Origin of the sequence: Cognatundibacterium crateris (assembly GCF_010078235.1) — a bacterium.
GTDB lineage: Bacteria > Pseudomonadota > Gammaproteobacteria > Burkholderiales > Burkholderiaceae_D > Undibacterium > Undibacterium crateris.
This window is the reverse complement of record NZ_JAABOS010000026.1, coordinates 1-1,854: the sequence shown is the minus strand read 5'-3', so window position 1 is coordinate 1,854 and position 1,854 is coordinate 1. Positions and strand designations below refer to the sequence as shown.

Genomic DNA, 1,854 nt, shown 5'->3' with positions numbered 1-1,854 from the left:
CGTGGCGCTGGCCTGTATGCTGATTTGCTGTTCCAGACGCTGACCGTGCTCCATCGTTAAGCGTGCGCCTTGCCAACGATCCAGCAGTAAGTTGCGCTCAGAGTCTAACAGCAGCTTCAATTGAGCACAGGCTAGCCGGGGTTGGTGCTCGAGTGCACTGCTTAAGCCTTCGAGCGCATGCAGCATCCATGTACAGAGCTGCTCCGGTGAGACTGCATGCACCGCGCTGGCGGTGAGTGTAAAGCCCGTCCCCTGATCGTCGACAGACATCGTGATCGGGTAATTGCTGGCTCCGGCCGAACCCAGCATTTCAATATCCGGCCAGGCGCTGTCCTGCATACCAGGCTGTTTATCGGCCACATAGCGGCAGTTGAGCAAGGTGGTGAACAGTGGCAGTGGTGCAGGCACTGCACTGCAGCTTTGCGCCAGTGACAGCGGTGTATGTTCATGTTGTAGCAGTTCAGCCAGTCTGGCATGAGTAATACGCAAGGCTTGCTCTACACTGAGCTGACCTGCACTGACACAGAGTGGCAGCGTGTTGATAAACAATCCCAATGCGCGATCCGCGCCAGCACCCGCATTCATTCGTCCTAACAAGACGGTACCAAACACTGGCTCATCACGTCCTGTGGTGTGCGCCAGTACCAGTGCCCAAGCCAGATGCATCAGACTCGCACTGCCTACACCTTGCTGACGCACGACCACGCGCAAACGCCGCGCCAGTTCTGCATCCAGCCTTATGCTGGCACTGCGCATGTCGGCGCCATTCGCACGCACATCCAGCACACCAAATGGCGCGGTCGCTTCATCGATATGTCCCAACATCTGTGTAAAGAAACGCTGCTGTGCATCGCTACTCACACTCAGACGTGCGTGAGCCACCACATCACGGAAGGCTAATGGCGCTGGTAACAACGCCTGCAAACCACGTCCTGTCAGACTGATTTCCTGCATCAGCAATTCCATCGAGGCGTGATCCAGTATCAGATGGTGCAGCAAGACTAATAGTAACCAGCGTTGCTGCGCCGGATCATACGCACATACAGCGCGCAGTAAGGGCGCTTGCTGCAGATTGAGCCGGTAGTGTCTGCTATCGTAACGCGCTTCCAGCTGCGCCTGTACGCCAAGCTTACTGTCTGTATCGCACAACTCTTCCACGATCAGGCTGGCCTGGCGCCACACAACTTGTACCGGCGTGTCCAGCCCTTCCCAGTGCATCGATGTGCGCAATACATCATGTCGGTCCACCACACTTTGCAATGCATGCAGGAAGCCATCGAGGCTGGCTTCATGATGAAAACCCAGCGTTACCGAAGTCAGGTAAGCATCGCCAGCACTCTCCAGCATATGGTGAAACAGCATGCCTTCCTGCAGCGGCGCAAGCGGATAGATATCCTGAATCTGCGCGACACCGCCCGGAATCTGATGGACGATACTGTCTATCTGCGTTTGCGTCAGCTGCACCAAGGGCAGCATAGCGGGCGTAATCTGCGTCGCATCCGGCGCTATCCGGTTAGGCGGAATCTGTAGCGCAGCAGCTTGTCGCTCACTGTGTTCGACGGCCTCAGCCAGCGCAGCCAGCGTGGGTCGGGCAAATAAACTGCTGATATTGACGTGCCAGTCATGCTGACGCATACGCTCCGCCAGTTTGACCGCCAACAGGGAGTGTCCGCCGAGTTCAAAGAAATTATCGTGACGCCCTACCCTGTCCACCTTGAGTAATTCTTGCCACATCGCCGCCAGACTATGTTCCAGCTCGCCCACTGGTGCGGCATACGGCTGTTGAGCCAGATAATGCTGTACCTGAGCTGGCGGCAAGGCCTTAACATCTAACTTCCCGTTCGCATTCAAAGG

General features: G+C 56.5%; 1 protein-coding gene. It reads right to left on the bottom strand.

Going from position 1 to position 1,854, the window contains the following annotated elements:
• The coding region (locus tag EYB48_RS18915; RefSeq protein WP_235935308.1) for a condensation domain-containing protein at window positions 1-1,854 on the bottom strand (1,854 nt) is incomplete at both ends.